At 59.3% G+C, this 16,695-nt stretch carries 19 protein-coding genes; 7 read left to right on the top strand and 12 right to left on the bottom strand.

Features of this window, described 5'->3' with window-relative positions:
• Position 1: 1 nt before the first annotated feature.
• Complete coding sequence (locus tag RLW55_RS19690; protein ID WP_013946707.1) at positions 2 to 1,000, bottom strand: AAA family ATPase; 999 nt, start codon at positions 998 to 1,000, stop codon at positions 2 to 4.
• Positions 1,001 to 1,189: 189 nt separating this feature from the next.
• Here RLW55_RS19690 and RLW55_RS19685 point away from each other — a divergent pair, with 189 nt between their 5' ends.
• The 3 genes from RLW55_RS19685 (at position 1,190) to RLW55_RS19675 (ending at position 4,472) form a co-directional block, all read left to right on the top strand.
• On the top strand, positions 1,190 to 1,792 hold the full coding sequence (locus RLW55_RS19685) for a DUF1285 domain-containing protein (RefSeq protein ID WP_423415146.1): 603 nt from the start codon (positions 1,190 to 1,192) through the stop codon (positions 1,790 to 1,792).
• Between the two features lie 607 nt (positions 1,793 to 2,399).
• A complete protein-coding gene (locus RLW55_RS19680; RefSeq protein WP_423415145.1) occupies positions 2,400 to 3,725 on the top strand; it encodes a DUF1254 domain-containing protein in 1,326 nt (441 codons plus the stop codon).
• 129 nt (positions 3,726 to 3,854) lie between these two features.
• Positions 3,855 to 4,472, top strand: coding sequence for a GNAT family N-acetyltransferase (locus RLW55_RS19675; protein WP_414462076.1), 618 nt, complete (start codon positions 3,855 to 3,857; stop codon positions 4,470 to 4,472).
• Between the two features lie 104 nt (positions 4,473 to 4,576).
• Here RLW55_RS19675 and RLW55_RS19670 read toward each other — a convergent pair whose 3' ends face one another.
• From RLW55_RS19670 to RLW55_RS19640, 7 genes are all read right to left on the bottom strand, one after another.
• On the bottom strand, positions 4,577 to 5,053 hold the full coding sequence (locus tag RLW55_RS19670) for an HXXEE domain-containing protein (protein ID WP_409562581.1): 477 nt from the start codon (positions 5,051 to 5,053) through the stop codon (positions 4,577 to 4,579).
• A 624-nt stretch (positions 5,054 to 5,677) separates the two neighbouring features.
• The gene (locus RLW55_RS19665; RefSeq protein WP_423415144.1) at positions 5,678 to 6,469 is read right to left on the bottom strand and encodes an alpha/beta fold hydrolase; all 792 of its coding nucleotides are present in this window, start codon (positions 6,467 to 6,469) and stop codon (positions 5,678 to 5,680) included.
• A gap of 142 nt (positions 6,470 to 6,611) precedes the next feature.
• A complete protein-coding gene (locus tag RLW55_RS19660) occupies positions 6,612 to 6,794 on the bottom strand; it encodes a hypothetical protein (protein WP_414464597.1) in 183 nt (60 codons plus the stop codon).
• A 131-nt stretch (positions 6,795 to 6,925) separates the two neighbouring features.
• Positions 6,926 to 7,135 carry a cold-shock protein gene (locus RLW55_RS19655; RefSeq protein ID WP_414462079.1) on the bottom strand — a complete coding sequence of 70 codons (210 nt, stop codon included), beginning with the start codon at positions 7,133 to 7,135 and terminating at the stop codon, positions 6,926 to 6,928.
• Between the two features lie 410 nt (positions 7,136 to 7,545).
• Positions 7,546 to 9,168, bottom strand: coding sequence for an OmpA family protein (locus RLW55_RS19650; protein ID WP_423415143.1), 1,623 nt, complete (start codon positions 9,166 to 9,168; stop codon positions 7,546 to 7,548).
• A 176-nt stretch (positions 9,169 to 9,344) separates the two neighbouring features.
• Positions 9,345 to 10,517, bottom strand: coding sequence for an acyltransferase family protein (locus tag RLW55_RS19645; protein ID WP_423415142.1), 1,173 nt, complete (start codon positions 10,515 to 10,517; stop codon positions 9,345 to 9,347).
• 280 nt (positions 10,518 to 10,797) lie between these two features.
• Positions 10,798 to 11,178, bottom strand: a complete 381-nt coding sequence (locus RLW55_RS19640) for a DUF930 domain-containing protein (RefSeq protein WP_013946719.1) — start codon at positions 11,176 to 11,178, stop codon at positions 10,798 to 10,800.
• Between the two features lie 95 nt (positions 11,179 to 11,273).
• On the opposite strand from RLW55_RS19640, the gene RLW55_RS19635 reads away from it, so the two are divergent.
• Positions 11,274 to 12,404: a sensor histidine kinase gene (locus RLW55_RS19635; protein ID WP_423415141.1), complete on the top strand. Its 1,131-nt coding sequence runs from the start codon at positions 11,274 to 11,276 to the stop codon at positions 12,402 to 12,404.
• A gap of 66 nt (positions 12,405 to 12,470) precedes the next feature.
• Here RLW55_RS19635 and RLW55_RS19630 read toward each other — a convergent pair whose 3' ends face one another.
• Positions 12,471 to 12,659 (bottom strand): hypothetical protein, encoded by a 189-nt coding sequence (locus RLW55_RS19630; protein ID WP_409562587.1) that lies wholly within the window; start codon positions 12,657 to 12,659, stop codon positions 12,471 to 12,473.
• Between the two features lie 310 nt (positions 12,660 to 12,969).
• Complete coding sequence (locus RLW55_RS19625; protein ID WP_414462084.1) at positions 12,970 to 13,257, bottom strand: usg protein; 288 nt, start codon at positions 13,255 to 13,257, stop codon at positions 12,970 to 12,972.
• 224 nt (positions 13,258 to 13,481) lie between these two features.
• Here RLW55_RS19625 and RLW55_RS19620 point away from each other — a divergent pair, with 224 nt between their 5' ends.
• The 3 genes from RLW55_RS19620 to RLW55_RS19610 all read left to right on the top strand — a co-directional run bounded on the left by RLW55_RS19620 (position 13,482) and on the right by RLW55_RS19610 (position 15,247).
• Positions 13,482 to 14,129: a MarC family protein gene (locus tag RLW55_RS19620; RefSeq protein WP_409562589.1), complete on the top strand. Its 648-nt coding sequence runs from the start codon at positions 13,482 to 13,484 to the stop codon at positions 14,127 to 14,129.
• A gap of 127 nt (positions 14,130 to 14,256) precedes the next feature.
• Positions 14,257 to 14,667: an adhesin gene (locus tag RLW55_RS19615; protein WP_423415140.1), complete on the top strand. Its 411-nt coding sequence runs from the start codon at positions 14,257 to 14,259 to the stop codon at positions 14,665 to 14,667.
• A gap of 40 nt (positions 14,668 to 14,707) precedes the next feature.
• A complete protein-coding gene (locus tag RLW55_RS19610) occupies positions 14,708 to 15,247 on the top strand; it encodes a GNAT family N-acetyltransferase (protein WP_423415139.1) in 540 nt (179 codons plus the stop codon).
• A 128-nt stretch (positions 15,248 to 15,375) separates the two neighbouring features.
• Here the strand turns inward: RLW55_RS19610 and RLW55_RS19605 are convergent, their stop codons facing one another.
• Positions 15,376 to 15,915, bottom strand: a complete 540-nt coding sequence (locus RLW55_RS19605; protein ID WP_414462087.1) for a bactofilin family protein — start codon at positions 15,913 to 15,915, stop codon at positions 15,376 to 15,378.
• Between the two features lie 236 nt (positions 15,916 to 16,151).
• On the bottom strand, positions 16,152 to 16,619 hold the full coding sequence (bcp, locus tag RLW55_RS19600) for a thioredoxin-dependent thiol peroxidase (protein ID WP_423415138.1): 468 nt from the start codon (positions 16,617 to 16,619) through the stop codon (positions 16,152 to 16,154).
• Between the last annotated feature and the right edge of the window lie 76 nt (positions 16,620 to 16,695).

Here is a 16,695-nt window from a genome sequence, read left to right as displayed (position 1 = left end):
CCTACTCCACAGCCGCCGCGAGACGCGCGATGATATGATTCAGATCTTCGCCTTCGGCGCGGGCGGCGAATGTCAGCGCCATGCGGTGCTTCAGGATCGGTTCCGCGAGCGCGATGACGTCATCGACGGACGGGGCGAGGCGGCCGTCGATCAGCGCCTTGGCGCGGACGGCGAGCATCAGCGCCTGGCTGGCGCGCGGGCCGGGGCCCCAGGCGACGAACTTATCCGTATCGGCGTTCGCTCCGGTGCCCGGGCGCGCCGAGCGCACGAGCTTCAGAATGGCCTCGACAACTTTATCGGGCACCGGGATCTGGCGGACGAGGCGCTGCGTCGCCATCAGTTCCTGTGCCGAGATGACGGTTTCGAGCTTCGGCGTTTCCGTGCCGGTCGTGGCGTAAAGCATGCGCCGCTCAGCGACGAGATCGGGATAGGTCACGTCGATCTGCAGCAGGAAGCGGTCGAGCTGGGCTTCGGGCAGCGGATAGGTGCCTTCCTGCTCCAGAGGGTTTTGTGTCGCGAGCACGTGGAACGGCGCGGGCGTATCGTGGCGCTGACCGGCAACCGTGACGTGATGCTCCTGCATCGCCTGCAGCAGCGCCGACTGCGTCTTCGGCGAAGCGCGGTTGATTTCGTCCGCCATCAGAAGCTGCGTGAAGATCGGACCTTTGATGAAGCGGAAGGCGCGGCCGCGGCCCGGCTCATCTTCGAGGACTTCGGAGCCGATGATGTCGGACGGCATCAAGTCCGGAGTGAACTGAATGCGCTTGGCGTCGAGGCCCAGCACGCGGCCGAGCGTTTCGACGAGCAGCGTCTTGGCGAGACCCGGAACACCGATCAGAAGGCCGTGCCCGCCGGACAAGATCGTGATGAGCGTCCGCTCGATCACCTGATCCTGACCGAATATGACGCTGGCTGCCGCTTTGTGGGCGCGCTGTACGCGCTCGGCAGCGGCTTCGAGCCGGGGCACGATATCGGTATGCGTTTCGACGACAGTGCTCATAAAGGGGGCCTCGCGCAGCTGCTTCTTGTCATTCTTGGTGGCGAATTCGCCTTACAAAACAATGGCCGAGCGGCTGCGTACTCGGCCTTAAGCATCAGCCTAGACGATCCTGCCCAGCCCTCATAGGGTCAAGTGAATGTTACGTTAGGATGAGGTGCATCTGAAGGCACCTTGAGGGCGCGGGCAGAAATGCCGAATGAAAAACTGCAAGTTGCGTCCGGGAATGGAAATTCTGACGCACGACCGGGCGGATTGGATGCGCTTTTGCGGGCGGCGTCAGAAGGTGGCGCGTCGAGCATAAGACCGGTGGAAAAGTGGGATCCGCCGTACTGCGGCGACATCGGCATGGCGATCCGACGCGACGGGACGTGGCACTATCAGGGGAGCCCGATCGGACGCATCGCGCTCGTCAAGCTGTTCGCGTCGATCCTGAGAAAGGACGACGACGGACGAACGTATCTCGTGACGCCTGCGGAGAAGGTCGACGTTCACGTCGAGGATGCGCCGTTCCTCGCCGTCGAGATGGCGGCCGAGGGCGAGGGGAAAGCGCAGCGGCTGACGTTCCGCACCAACCTCGATGACGTTGTAACGGTCGATGCGGAGCATCCGCTGCGGTTCGAGACGAGCGGACCCGACGGCGGGCTGAAGCCCTACGTGCTCGTGCGCGGGAGATTGGAAGCGCTGTGCACGCGCGCGGTTTACGCGGAGCTGGTGGAACTGGCGGTGGCCGGGGATGTGGGCGGCGAGGAGGTGGGTGTGTGGAGTGGGGGCGTGTGGTGGGGGATGGGGTAATTCGTGTTGATGAATGTCCTGTTATGACCCAAGGCAGCCCTACCTTCGCATGATTTTACCAAAGCAATTTTTTTTCATCCGTCGGCTGATCTTGCGAAAATCATATGCTAAAGTTGAGATGGGTGCGGCGCTACCCTATCCGACGGGAGGTGGGGATGGGTTGTCATTTCGGCCGAGGCGTTCCTCGGCCCGTGCTGCATTTTGATCCGCGATCTCCACCCAATCACATAACTATCGATATTGATCCCGCTGCCTGCTCGGGCGGCTAGGCGATCTGCCGACACTTTCCAAATTCGACGACTGAGATTTCCCCATATGTCGATCACCGCGACGCGGTCATCGGCGAAGCATCCTCCACGCCGAAATTCCGCTTCGCTTGGCGGAATAACGCCGGTTTTTCAGATAGGAAAATTCAATGTCAAAATACGAGAGAGTCGCATACCGCTTCGCAAATTGCTTGGCCGCCGTGGCTGCTTTTTGTTTGCTCTTCGGTGGAACTTCAGCACGCGCGGCTGAACCTCTTACCCCGGAACAGGCTCGCGCGATCGCGACAGACGCATATATTTACGGATATTCGCTGATCACGACTGAAGTCACGCGCGTACAAATGACCAACGTTGCCGAAGCAAAAGAGCTTCGCGCGCCGATGGGGCACTTTACGAACGTAAAACGTTACCCGCCTGGCGACTATCGCGGCGTTTCAGCTCCCAATGCTGACACTCTCTATTCATTAGCTTGGGCCGACGTCGGCGCCGAGCCGATGGTGTTTTCGCACCCGGACATGGGCAAGCGATACTATCTCTTCCCAATGTACAGTCTTTGGATGCCGGTGATTGACTCGCCCGGCGCGCGCACGGCTGGTGGAAAAGCTGCAAATTATTTGATCACCGGCCCCGGCTGGAGCGGCACCGTGCCGGCGAACATGACTGAGATAAAATCGCCGACGCGCTATCTGGTGATCCTCGGGCGCACTTACGCTGATGGAACCGAGGAGGATTACAAAGCGGTCAACGCTTTGCAGGCGCAGTACTCGCTGGTTCCTCTGAGTTCATTCGGAAAGCCGTACACGCCGCCTCCGGGAAAAGTGGATTCCAACCCGGGCTTCAGCATGACGGACAAGCCTCAGGACGTCATCAATGCAATGGACGTCTCGACCTACTTCAACATGATGGCAACGCTGATGGGAGGCGCAGCGCCGCCGCTGCCCGAGGATAAGGCCATCGTCGCTGAGATGGCGAAAATCGGTCTCGTGCCAGGTCAACCATTCGACATTTCAAAGCTCGATCCGGCCGTGCAGGCAGCGCTGACGGATGTACCGAAGATCAGCTACGACCAAATCATGGCCCTGCAGAAGACGGGCGGTAAAATAGAGAACGGCTGGCTTATCCCAGCGTCTGCCGGGTCATATGGGACCAATTACGCCCAACGCGCCTTGATCGCCGCTGTCGGTTGGCCGGCCAATCTATCCAAAGATGCCATCTATCCGGTCGCGAAAATGGACGGTGACGGCCGGCCTTTGAATGGCGCCAACGCCTATACGGTGACCTTCCCCAAGGGACAAACTCCGCCGGTCGATGGCTTCTGGTCAATCACGATGTACTACGACGACGGCGGTTATTGGTTCTACCCGAACCCGCTCAACAAGTTCACGGTTAGTATGCGTGACAATCCGAAGTTCAATGATGACGGTTCGTTGACGCTGTACTTCCAGCATGCGTCGCCGGGGAGCGACAAGGTAGCGAATTGGCTGCCGTCGCCGAAGGGCGAGTTCCTGCTCATGATGCGAATGTATTGGCCGAAGGAAACGCCGCCGTCGATCCTGCCGCCGATGTACGGCAGCTGGACGCCTCCCGCTGTCGTCAATACCGGTCCAGCTGCGCCTGACAGCGGAACATTGGGTGCGAGCACGGGCGAAAAGGGTAAGAACGAGTAGTGATCGCAAGAGGCGCGCGGTTGTCGCCAAGACGCCGCGCGCTCGACTCGCGGGCGCTTTGGACCCGCCGTCTGCCGAGACCGCTGGACGCGTTGCCTGCGCCGTCGCGTTCCGCCATACCCTCCCGCGATGGAAACTCCTAACCCACTACTTCCAGACGGCTATTCGCCGATACCGGCGGGGAAGCTGGTCAATGCCGTGACATTCGTCGAGATGTGCGAGCGGCCGACGCCCTCGCGCGCCACGAATGGTTCGTCGTCGCTTGCGATATCGCGGTGGAGATCCCCCGATCTCGATGCTTATCGCGCGTTGTTCCGCGCCGTCGGTGAAGATTGGTTGTGGTGGTCGCGCCTCCGGCTGACTGATGAGGCGTTGGCGGCCGTCCTCAGCGATCCGGGCATCGAAGTTTTTGTCCTGCACGACGGCGACGCGCGCATCGGTCTGCTCGAATTGGATTTTCGTGAAGATCAAGAGTGCGAGATTACGTGGTTCGGCGTTGTCAAAGATGCGATCGGCAAAGGCGCGGGCCGGTTCATGATGGATTTCGCAATCGACACGGCGTGGGCGCATCCCATTCGCAGGCTGTGGCTGCACACCTGCAGCTTCGATCATCCGGACGCATTGGCGTTCTATCGGCGGTCCGGCTTTCGGCCCTATGCCTTTATGGTCGAGGTGGAGAACGATCCGCGCCTCGCTGGCCTGCTGCCGCGAACGGCCGCGCCGCAAATTCCTTTGTTGGAGCGGTGACGGGTAAAAAAACTTATCCCCGCTCTCTCACGCTCCCGCATACTCCCTCTCGTCCCGCCGCGACTTGCAAGGGCGCGCACGCAACTAACCGGCTGTCGCTCAGCTCACGGTCGGTCCTGCCGAAAATATGCCAGCGACTTGATGTGCAGGAGCACGATCGGCATGGCCATCAGGAGTGCTGCGAGCACGAACGATCCGATGAGGTTGGTGGTGTCGAGCACGCCCGCATCGTTCGCGACGACGTAGCAGATCGTTCCGATCGGCAGAAACAGCAGCACGGCGGTGATCAGTCCCGGCGAGAAGCGTCCTCTCGTCACGACGTAGGGCGCGATGTGGAAGAAGACGGCGTTGATCAGCATCAGCGCCGGGAACGCGAGCGCCACGCCCGGCATCGCGGTCGCGAGTTCCGCCGCGACGATGCCGAGCACGATCACAAGGAAATTGACGACGTAGAAGTCGTGCCATTCGACCGGCAGCTTGATGACGGCGCGCGCCCAGTTGCGCCAGTCGAGCTCGAATTCCTCGAAAGCGTGGACGCCGTAGGCGCCGGTCGCGAGCCAGATCCAGTGCGTGAGGTCCATGGCGGGCGCTCCCTTGGTTTGCGGCACGATACGCGACGTCCGGGCAATCGTCTTTACGCTGAGCGGAAATAATTTGCGATCAAACTTATCCCCGCTCTCTCGCGCTCCCGCATACTCCCTCTCATCCCGCCGCGACTTGCAAGGGCGCGAAACTCGAGCATGGGGTTTTGCGTGCGGATGGGAGCGTGCCGGGCCGCCAGCGATATCGGCGCGCCTGGGGATCCCTGCCGGCCGCGAGCGGACCACCATGGCGTGGTATCGCGGTTCAACTCCCGCTCCAACTCGAGATGCACGGGAGGATGGTGGGTTCACGGCTCGAAAGGAAGCTCGCTTCCTTTCAGGTTGCGAGTGCCCCGGAATGCCGGTTCGGCCGCCGCTGGGTGCATGAACAAGACTTGGCACTGTCCCGGGGCGGCGAAGGCTGCATCCGAAGTACAACAAGATATGAGAGCGAGGCCCCGCCGCCCTGGCCCTTGTTTGATTGGCGCCTCCGACTCTGCTTCGCAGAGCCGGCCGTCGGCGCATGATCGTCTCCACCGGCCGCCGATGGATTTTTGGTTTGCGATCGGCGACTCCGCTACGCGGAGCCGGCCGCCGATGGCGTTGGCTGTGGCGTTGATCAGCTCAGTCGGGGAGCACTGCTGTCGCGATGAAGCGCGAAAGCATGGCGTTGACTTGATCGGGCACTTCGAGTTGGCAGAAATGGCCTGATCCGACCGTCCGGCCGATATGTAAATCGGGAATGAGCATTTGGAGGCGCGCCATGTCGGTTCGCGCCGAGGGCTCGTCGGCGACGATATAGAGCGAGGGGACGGCGACGCGGCTCGGCGTTGTTTCCGCATTATAGTCCGCAAGGCCTCGGTAGGCCGACACCATGACGTGCTGCGGGGCCTTCGCCATGACGTCCAGGATACGGCGTTTCCGATCCGGATCGTCGGTCGGGATGAAGAACACCGTTCCAACGAAGTCGCGCAGTGCCTTCGCTGGGTCTGGGCCCTCCAAGCTTTCCAGAAACACAGGAACCGCTGCGCGCGCGGCATCCGGCAACACGATGGCAGCATCCAGCATCGCAATGGCTGCCGGAAGATCAGGATAGCGCGTCGCGATGTCGAACGCGATGATCCCGCCCATGCTGTGTCCGACGAGGATCGGGCGTTTCACGTTCAGCTCGCGACACATCCAGACGATGTCGTCGGCAAAGGCAGCGATCGGATACGATTGCTCGGGCTTGGCGCTTTGGCCGTGGCCGCGCAGGTCGGGTGCGATTATGCGGTGTCCGAGTGCAGCGAAATAGGCGGCTTGCGGTGCGAAGAACGTGTGATCACAACACCAACCGTGGATGAAGACGATGGGACGAGCCGCGCCCGCGATGCTCTCGTAATGCAGGGCAATGCCGTCCTTGTCGAGGAATGGCATCCAGTATTTTCCCTACGGCTGATCCTGCAGGAAATAAGCCATCGACGTGATGTGCCGGCGCAGCATCGCCATCAGCAGCGCTGAGAGCAAGTACAATTCGGGGCGCTTTGTCGTGATGTTATGGCGTTTTTGAAGAACGTCGTTAGCGTTTCTTTTTCGTCGCGGGCGGATTGGCTGCTTCCCGGGCGAGCCGCTCGGCGCGAAGTCGTTCAGTCTTGGCGCGAACGGCTTGGCGTTCCGCTTCGTGTTCTTTCATCGCTTGCGATGCTTCCTGAGCCTTTCGCAGCTTAACGGTTGCTGCACTCGACAGGTCTTTCCGGGGCATAGCCATGAAATCGTTCCTTAATTTTGACGGGCAAACAAAAACCCGCGGCTGGCCGAGCAGACGCGGGTTTCGTTGATCCGGTTCGTGTTCGTGGCCAGCAGGGGCTGGCCAAGTCCCGATCTTTGTGGAGATCAGGCGGCGCGCAGGTTGTCGGCCGACGACTTGCCGCTGCGGCGGTCAGCTACGACATCGAACGAAACCTTCTGGCCTTCGTTAAGGCCGTTCATGCCCGCACGCTCGACGGCGCTGATGTGCACGAAAACGTCACTACCGCCATCATCCGGCTGGATGAAGCCGTAGCCTTTTTGGCCATTGAACCATTTCACGGTACCAGTCTGCATAGGTAAAATCCTTAGTTTATGCGCGATTATTCCCGACAATGCCGGGACTGACAGTCGAGATTTGTTGGGAAGGTCGTCGGTCAGGCGCGCACTTCGCGGGCGAGGCCAAGTCATTTTCAGCGAAGCTCGAACGGAGAAACAATAGAAAAATTGCTGCTTCTATGCAAGCGCAATCGGTACAGCGCGCGAAAACGTGTTTTCAATCGGACGTCGCAATGCCCATCATCCGGGGAGTTGCCTTGGCGCGACGATCGCAACCTTTAACGGTTAGGTGGTCGAAGTGATGGACAATCCGCGTCTCGCGGGCCCGATGCCGCGAACGGCCGCGCCGCATATTTACGCTATTGGAGCCCCGCAGCGAATAGAGGTTCGTGCGCTACGTTAGACGCAGTGCCTAAGAAGATGAACGCTTAGCCCGATGTCTTGAAGGGCGTGATGTGGAATTCGACGCGGCGGTTCAGACGGCGACCGGCGGCCGTGGCGTTGGATGCGATCGGTTGATCCTGCCCATACCCGATGGCGCGCAATTTCTCGGCAGGGACGCCTTCGCTAACGAGGACGCCGACGACGGCATCGGCTCGACGCTGCGACAACTCACGATTGCCGAGGCGGGTGCCGAAAGTGTCGGTGTGACCGCCAACCTCTATTGCCACGTTCGTGCAACTGCGGGCGATCTCGGCAATTTTTCTGAGTTCGGCCACGCTATCGTTCGAGAGGATCGCGCTGGCATTCGCGAACGTGATCGCTGCCCCATGGGTTTCGCTATCGAGCGTTTCCCGGCAGGGTTCGACGGCAGGCACGGCGGCGACCGTCGACTCGGCGGATGGCGGCGGAGCGGTGGGTGGCGATGGTTTTTCCTCTGCTCCAGGGTTTGATGCTGGGGTCGGTATCGCTACAGCAGGTTCGGTGGACGCGCTCGGCGACGGCTGGGCGTGTAGCAACGGCTTTTCTTCTGTGCCGGTACTTGCTGCAGGAGTTTGCGCGGCGTCAGCAGTTGCTATCGAGGCACTTGGCGGCGGTGTGGCGGGCGTTGGTTCCGTCGCGTTTTTCTCGGATTCGACAATAGCGCTCGGCTCCGGTTGCGCGGTCGGCGCTTTCGCAGTGCCGCTGATGTTACCTCTATACTCGGCCGCGGTCTGGGCGTCGGCCGGAGGAGGCGAGGCGGGCACGCTTGCGGGCGGCGTTGCGGGCGCTGGCTCTGGTGCGCTTTGGGGCGATTCCATGGAACGTGGTTCCGACGGCGGCTCGGATGCCTTTGCCGAGCCGGAGGCGGCGTGTTCGTCGCCGGTCGTCGGCTGTGCCGAGGGTGGAGGCGCAGCAGCTAGGCTTGGCGAGGGAGCGGCGGAGAGCGGCTCGGACGCATTTTTCTCCGGCTCGGAGCCGAGATTGCGTTCAGGCAGCGGAGTGGGCGTGCCTGCCGCAAGGTTTTTGCCGCCTTTCTCTTCGACTCTGGCTTCGTCCGTCGCCGCAGGTGCAGAAGGCATGTTTGGCGACGTTGACAGCGGCGATGGCGGTGCTGCCTCGTTTGGCTCAGGTTTAGCGGCGAGCTTTGGTTCGATGTTCGGCTCGGCCTTCTGAGTAGATGGCGCTGCCGTCTGGCCTGGAATTGGCTCGGATTGTCGTGGCGCGCCCGCGGCTCGGTTTGATTGGGCGACAATGTCAGAGATTTTGGTGCGCACGCACGAGTCGAAAAATTCGCGATTTTTACCGCCACCCGAAAAGCCGCCGCTGTTGGCTGCCAAGTCGAAATAGAAAAAGCCGAGTTCGTCGCCGCTTGCTGGTGGAGACGTTTCCTTAACATCCGTGCCGTCAACCAGAAGTGTCATAGTCTTGAACCAGCCCTTGCCGAAATCGACTCTGGCGGTTTTGGCGGCAATGTTGATGGCGATGATGGCGGATCCGATTTTTCTTCGGGTCGCTTCCGCTTCGGAGCCAAGCTGATAATTGCACGTGTACGCCAATTCTTCAGCCGACGCTGCGCATGCAAATAGCGTCGAGAGCAGGATGAGAATTATGGTCGTTGTCCGTGTCACGGTACTGCTACGTTCATCGAGGGGCGATTTGTCGATCTTAAATCAAAGCGCGCGACAGATCGCGATAGGTTTCAAAGCCTTTGGTTAGCGAGGCGGCGCAATCGGCCGCCGATATTCGCAGGCAAAAATTTATTCTCGTGCGTGTGTCCCGGCTCCGGGTTCACGTGCGTGAGGTTCTACGTCGCGATACGGCCGCCGGATCTGAAAAGGAACGCCACCGATTGCACACTCCGCAGGCTGGCTTCGCCACGCTCCCATGCTGCGCGCAACAGTCTGCGAACAGGCGGCTCGCCATAGCGCGAAACTTCGTAAGCTAGCGACAGCATCGACAGAACAGCGATCGTCAAAGCAATCCAAGGATTTATTCCGGATCGCACCATCACTCGGATCAAGAAGGCCCCGACGACGGAATGAATGAGATAAAGCGGATACGTCATCAGCCCCAGGTTTTTGAAGGCATTTTGCAGCCGGGGCGACACTGGTGTGAAGCGCTTGTCGTCTCGGACGATCACCAGCATACACATGATCGTGCCGATCCACACAGCGGCAGGCAGGACTTGGGAAACAGGAACACCGGGGTGCACTTCCCATTTTGCCATATCGTGTGAGCGGCTTACGATTTCGAGAATACAGATCGCAAACGCAGAAACCATGCCGAACACGTTGACTGCTCCCAGCGTGCGCCTCGAAAAAAGCCACATCCAGATTCCGAAAGCGAAAAAACATCCATATCGGAGCTGCAGTACGTCCGAATACGCCACGATCTGCCAGCCAAGATGGGATTTGTGGGCGCTCGGGACAAAACTGACGGAGATCAGAAATGCCCCTGAGATCGTCGTCAACGCCCACGCCACATGCGTCAGACAATCGAACCGGCTGCTGAGTAGAAGGAAAAAGATGATCGCGTAAAACACCAATTCCACAGCGAGCGACCAGTAGATGCCATCGACCCATGGTCCGAAAATCCAAAGCGTGATGGAGCGCAAGAATTCTCCGCTAAGATGACGTCCCGACACGCCGCCCGCGAGAAGCCACGCTGCAACTGTGAAGCAAATGCAAATCCATGCGGCCGGATAGAGTCTGAGCACCCGGCTTTTGAGGAACGCAATGGGCGACGAATTGTTGGCGGAATTGGCGATTACAAAGCCGGAAATGACGAAGAATATCTCGACGCCGACCCAGCCGAACGATGTATAGGGCGCAGCCTGCGTAAAGGACGTCGCGTTTGCGAACATTTGGCCGACGACGGAGTTCGTCGATGCCCAATCGTAAAAGCTCAGATGAAAGAGCATGACGCAGAGCGCTGCAAAAAAGCGGACTGCATCAAGCGGATATATGTGGGCGCGCATGAAAGGCCCCCGGAATTTGGCTTTTGCGGCCGCCTTGAAGGTTAGCGCAAGATTCGGGTCCTCGACATTCCGCCGAAAAGACTAATTACGGTGTATACGTTCCGAAAGCTTGCGGCGTGCTACTCCATTCGGAGAGCGATCCGTAGACCGCGTCCGTTAAACATATCGCAGCGTCGTGAACATGGCATTTCTCGTGAAGGCAGCGATACGAAGCTCGTTCGCGAATTTGCCAAATGTGCAAACGATTACTCAATAGCCTCGTATAGGTCGGCGATTGCCATTATTTCCAGAGCCCCAGGTCTTCGTAGCGGTCTTCCGGAATTTCGGTCCCGAGATCGTAGGTGAAGGATGTGGCTGTCATCTGGTTTTCGCCAACAGTGCAGGTGAACTTGAGCCGATACCAGTGGCCGTCGGCCCGAACGGCCGCGCCCTTGGCGACTACGGTGGCGCCGTCGAATGTCGCTCGGGAAAGAATGCTCGTTTTCAGCCGGTCGATCTTTTTCAGTTTTTTGGCGCGCTTGAGCGTGTCCATGCCGCGCAGAATGCACGCCTGATGCGCACGTTCTTCAGGTTCGAGCTTCATCAGCGTCTTGTCCATGGACGCCGCAGATGCCGGCGTAATCAAGCCGATGAGTGCCAATAGTCGCAACCACAGATGCATTTCCCCTCCCTCGTCGCGCGTCACGCTGCTGACGGACCCGACTTAACGCCCATCGTGGCTGGCGTCAAAAAAGTTATGCCGACAGGGAGGAAATCTTGACGCTGACGCTTGTTAACGTAGGTGAAGCGCTCTCGGTTGCATTGCGAGACGGGCGTTGGAACGTCCTATATGACAACTTGAACGATTTTGGCGGCGGGAGCGTATTGATCGGCATGGATACTTGGGTCGCTACTATTCACCGGGCTGCTCTTGCTGCCCGCTCTGTGCCGAAGGCGCTACGCTATACGATCACTGTGCTTCTCGTTGCGCTGACAGTTTCAGTGCAGGTCGCGTTCGAAGGCACAATGGTCGATCGATATCCCTTTCTGATATTTATCCCCGTCGTATTCGTTTGCGGCACGCTGTTCGACCGCGGGAACGGATTTCTTGCCACCGTGCTGAGCGCGGCAGCCTGTGCATACTTTCTTCTTCCAACGCGCCACTCACTCGACGTTGTTGAGACCGGCGATCAAGCTGCGTTGATCCTTTTTATCGTTATCGGTTTTGCGATTTCGTTTGTCGTTGAGGCTCTGCACAACGGCCTTGCGGCTTTAGCGGCGGAAAAAGAGGAGGCGCGCGACACCGTCCGGGACCGCGATCTGCTTTTGAACGAGCTTGCGCATCGTACGCGCAATGATTTTGCCAATGTCGTGACGTTGCTCAATCTTCAGTCTCGGTCCGCCAACCCTGAGGCGCGCGAGGCGCTGGCATCGGCGGCTGAACGTGTTCAGACAATTGCGCGGGTACATCGCCGACTGGAGCTTCATAACGATCGGGTCGTCGTAGATACCAGGGCATATATCGGCGAGCTTTGTGCAGATCTTCGCCTTTCGCGGCTCGCGATGCGGCCCATCGCGCTCGATTGCGAGGTCGAAAGCCATTCGATCAGTCTGGAAAAGGCTGTGCCGCTTGGGCTGATCATCAACGAGTCTGTTACTAACGCTTCCAAACATGCGTTTCCAGAACAGCGCCAAGGACATATTACGGTCCATTTTCAACGCGTCGGATTGCAGTACAGGCTCACCATCGCGGACAATGGCGTTGGAAGCGAAACCGTCACGAACGGCGGCATCGGCAATCGTCTGATGGGCATGCTCGCGGCTCAGCTCAATGGCGATCTTTCGTTCGAGCCGATGTCGCCGGGCATGGCCGTGGTCGTCGTCATTCCTGTCAAAACAGAGAAATGAAAATTCCAAAAAAAGAGGCAGCGCTTGCGCGCCGCCTCAAGAACTGAGTTTCGGGGCGACCGAAGCTCAGCGCCACCAGCAGTGGCGGTGGCCGTGGCGCCATACGCAATGACGATGGCGATGATAGTAGCCCGTCTTCTGAACGAGGCTTGAGCCGTGAACGCCGTCGAGCGCAGCGACGCTCGGAGCGGCATTTGCGATTTGAGAGCCGAGAGCGAGTGTCGCCACTGTGGCGACTGCCAGCAAAAACTTCATGATTTTCTCCTCGATTGATCCCGTCGAGACAGCCTGGAGCGCACCGTTTGCGAGATGCCTCGCTAACGCATATCCAAGTGTATGTCGGCTGCGATCTAGTCCCACCCAATGAGATATTTCGTGCGACGGCGCGAAGCTAAACCGAAGCGGTAAGGAGGAGGTACTTACCCTTTTGTAAAGTCGATTTTGATCTGCTTGCAGAGGCGAAGAATCATGCGCTCATTGTGGCAGTCGGAAAGGCAGACCGCTTTCGTTCAGCGTTCTGCCATAGATATAAAACGCTCTCTCTCGCACTCGCGAACGCCGAGACTCAATGCAGCTTCAATTCCGCTCCGATGAGCCGTAATTCGCGCGGCCGTATTAATTCGGAATGGGCTACGGTCACGCGATAAAGTTTGCCTTCGAGTTTGGCGACCCAGAAATCGAGGAATGATTTGAGTTTCGGAAAACGCGGGGCGGCGTCGTATTCCTGCCAGATATAGCTTTGCAGCAGCGAAGGATGGTCTGGAAGACGGTAGAGAATTTCAGCGGTCGTCAGGCTGAACCCTGCAAGTTGAGCCCGGAAACCGTTATCGCAAGACATTTCCCGTTCGGTCACGTAGCAATCTCCTTTGAATTAGGTGATTGGGCGCCCTCCCTAGAATGATGATGATCAAGTGAGATTCGTTCCTTGTCCATTGCGAAGATGTGCGAAAATACATTGTTAGCAAACGCATTATTCGAGTGCTGGCGATTTCTGCCGAAGTGCTGAGCGGACCGCTGACTGGATGTGCGTCAACGGCTGTGTCGATGGCTGTTTCGATTGGAAGGTAGCGTCGCCGTATGCTTGAGATAGCCCTCAAAAGTTTCACGACGTTCTTTGCTACGGTCGGACCAATCGAAGCCGCGGTGTTGTTTGCGACGCTGACGCCAAAGATGGCCTACGCCGAGCGTCAGGCGATTGCGGTGCGGGCGACGCTGATCGCCTCCGGGATTCTGGCGTTCTTTACGCTGCTGGGCGGTCCGATCCTCAGCCAGCTCGGCGTGTCACTGGCGGCGCTGCAGGCGGCGGGCGGCGTGATCCTGCTCTTGATTGCGCTCGACATGATTTTTGCGCGGCCGGGCGGATCGATAAAACTTACGGCTCCGGAAGGTGCGGAAGCACAATCGCGCGATGACGTTGCGGTTTTTCCTCTGGCGACGCCGTTGCTCGCAGGACCTGGCGCAATGAGCGCAGGTATCCTGCTGGCCGCCAACGTCCACGGCGAGCCGCTGGGGTTGGCTGTCGTCGCCATCACCCTTGCCGTGGTGATGATCATCACGCTGGTTCTGCTGATGATGGCCAATCAACTCAACCATGTCCTCGGTATCACGGCGCAACGAGTGCTCATTCGCGTGTTCGGAATTCTGCTAGCGGCTATCGCGGTGCAGGCGCTGTTCAATGGCATCCTGGCGTCGGGGCTGATCCCGGCTGCAGCCAAGCTTTCTTAGAGACCTCGGCAACCCAAGCGGCTTCAAAAGCTGGCGGCCGTTAGGGCGCCTTTAACGCCTGGCTGTTTCAATCCCGGACAACTGTTGAACTTGCGTAGCGTTTGTTGCGTTGACGAAGGCGTATGTGATGTCCGCGTTTTCTTTTCACCGTCCGGCGGCTCCGTCCGTGCGCGCGGTGCTTGCATCTTTTGCAGCCGGAGCGGCAGCGCTTTCGGCGGGCGGATGCGCCAATACAGGCAACAGCTATTCCGCGAGCACGACGCCGACGGCTTACGTTGCGCAGGGGCCGGCCGTGCAGATGGAGAGTGATGGTTTGCCGGTGCAGGCCGCACCTGCGGCAACGATCCGGCAATTGCCGGACGATCCGAGCCAGCCGTTCAGCCCGAACTACGGCGGGGCAAATCCGGCGAGCACGATTTCGCCGAACCCGACGGTCAAGGCGTCGAACGATGTGCCGCCGTTCAAGCAGGCTATTCCGTATGACCTGCCGCCGACGTTCCGCAGACAGCTCGTGGCGGCGGTCGACGCTGCCGGTTGATTGGGATGTGGACTTTCGCGCCATGTGCTAAGGCGCGGGAATGTCCGAGACCGTTTCGATTTGCCGATACCGCGATGTCGATCTGACGCCTGAGAGGGTGGCCGAGATCGACCGCATATTTTTTGAATCGAGCAACACGAAAACGTTTCCGAGCGACGAAGCGCGAGCTGCGTTCCGCGAGCGGTGGCTGGGGCGTTATCTGGTCCACGATCCGGCGTTTGCATATTTGGCGCGAGATGGCGGCGGCAGGATCGTCGGCTATCTCGTCGGCACGATCGACGATCCGGCGAGGACGCCGCGGTTTGGCGATATTCCGTATTTCGCGATGCTCGGAGCGCATACGAAGCGCTATCCGGCGCATCTCCACGTCAACATCAGCCCTGAGTTTCGCAATCGCGGGATCGGGGGGCGGCTGATTAGTTGTTTTATCGCCGATGCCAAGGCGGCGGATGCGCCGGGTGTGCACGTCGTGACGAGCGCAGGGTCTGCGAACGTCAGCTTCTACAATCGGAACGGCTTTGAGGAGATCGAGCGGACCGGGCCGGACGGTAGCCTCGTCTTCTTGGCGCGCAGCTTCTGAAAAATGGGATTTGAAAGCCTTTCCGGCCGCCGACTAAACGGTACAAACAGGCGGCCGGAAAGGTGAAGTTAAGCCCTCTGGGGGAAGGGCCTCTGGGGGTTTGGGGTCGTGTAAACTTTTGTGATCTTTCAGTTCGGCAATTCAGGCGGCTGCGCCGGGATGACAAAGCCGATTGGCTCCGCCTTGATTTCTGCCGTGCGCGGATCGTCCTTGGTGCGGCGCGACTTGCCTTCGAACAAGGCGCCCTGTTCGATCGACAGCGACTGATGGAAAATGTCGCCTTCGACCTGGCTGGTGGTCTGCAGCATCACGCGCTTGCCGCGGACGGTTCCGACGACGTGGCCGCGGACGATGACTTCATCACCGGTGATGCTGCCTGTTATCGTGGCTTCCTCGCCGATGACGACATTGCTACCTTCGATGTCGCCTTCGACGATACCGTCGACTTGGACTTCACCTTTGCAGATGAGATTGCCGGTGATGGTGAGGTCGGCGCCAATCACCGAGACCGATTTCGGACCCTCGGCAGCGGCGCGGGGAACGGTCAGGAATGGACGGGGCTGAAACACCGGGGCGGGAGGCGTCGGCGCGGCCGTTTCAGATGTAGCGGATGCCAGCGTCGGGGACTTCGACAACTCAGGCTCGGAACGGCGGAAATTTGGCAACATGCTCGGACTTCCCTCTGACACAACTTAAGCAACAATCCGCACCCGAAACGACTCAACGCATCACATAATCGCTTTGCGACGAGCGCGTTTGATTCGCGTAGCACTTTTCCAACGTTGGTCCACCGTGTCGCCGGAGGCTTTCCACTGGAAATTCCCCGGCGCGACGTTCCGAGGCACTCTCTTGAGCGAGAAGTGTGGCGGAAGATCAACGGTCGCGACGATTATGCCCAGTATGGTTATATTTTGAGCGCGCGCACGGCAGCCAGAACTTCTTCGGCATGTCCAGGTATCTTCACCTTGCGCCAGCTTTTGACGACCTTACCGCTGCCGTCGATGAGGAACGTCGAACGCTCGATCCCCATATATTTGCGCCCGTACATCGATTTTTCGACCCAGAGGCCATAGGCTTGAGCGACCTCTTTCTGCTCGTCGGCGAGCAGGCGGATGGACAATTCGTGTTTCGCCTTGAACTTCTGGTGTTTGGTCGGGCTGTCGGGTGAAATGCCGAGCAGCTCTGCTCCGGCCGCGGCGAAATCGTCGGCGAGGCAGGTGAAGTCCTTGGCCTCCTGTGTGCAGCCCGAGGTGTCATCCTTGGGATAGAAATAAACGACCACCGGGTGGCCCTTGAGCTTCGAGAGGCGGACCTTTTCCCCGGTGTCGTCGGGAAGCGTGAAGTCGGGCGCCTTTTTGCCGTCCTCGATCATCTTGAAAGTGCCTTTCTTTTGTCGTTTTTGACCCTTGTAGCTGGCTTTATGCCTGAGAGGGGGCCAGAGAGTTTAG

The organism is Hyphomicrobium sp. B1 (genome assembly GCF_049532635.1).
GTDB lineage: Bacteria > Pseudomonadota > Alphaproteobacteria > Rhizobiales > Hyphomicrobiaceae > Hyphomicrobium_B.
This window is presented reverse-complemented; position numbering and strand designations above follow the sequence as displayed.